The following is a 598-nucleotide window of genomic DNA, read 5'->3' as shown; positions in this document are numbered from 1 at the left end:
TTTCATCCTTATGGTGGGTAAGATGTAGCCAAAATGTAGTTGAAGACTAATTGAATCATAAATTAATAGGTGGTTTTACGTGGATGTAGGAAAGCGCTTGTCTGAAGTACGTAAAAAGTCGGGAATTTCGCAACGAGAACTAGCTAAGCGTGCTGGTGTTACGAATTCTACAATCTCGATGATCGAAAAGAACAGCGTCAGCCCCAGTGTGAGCTCTTTGAAGAAAGTACTCTCTGGATTACCTATGTCTCTAATGGAGTTCTTCGATTCTGACGACTCTTCGCGTGTTGATACGCCAGTTGTGTATAGCGCTGACGAATTCTTAGATACCTCAAGCCCTGGTTTAGATTGGAAGCTTATTGGTAAGGCTTTCCCTAATCGGCAAATGTCTTTTATGGTCGAAAAGTTAAGCCCCGGTGCAGATACCGGTGAAGACATGTATATGCATGAAGGTGAAGAGGCTGGGTATGTCTTAAGTGGCAAAATGGAGCTTACGGTTGATGGTGAGGTCTACATTGTTGAGGCCGGTCAAGGTTATTACTTTGATTCACGCAAAGAACACCGTTTCAGAAACCCTTTCGATAGTAATTGTGAGCTA

The 598-nt window shown here is 42.8% G+C and carries 1 protein-coding gene; it reads left to right on the top strand.

What is annotated here, in order from left to right:
* Nucleotides 1-79: 79 nt before the first annotated feature.
* Nucleotides 80-598 (top strand): cupin domain-containing protein (locus A3762_RS05135; protein ID WP_068754408.1); only part of this gene is annotated, 519 nt, incomplete at its 3' end.

The organism is Oleiphilus sp. HI0125 (assembly GCF_001635355.1).
The sequence above is the reverse complement of the archived record's forward strand: the minus strand, read 5'-3'. Positions and strand labels throughout refer to the sequence as shown.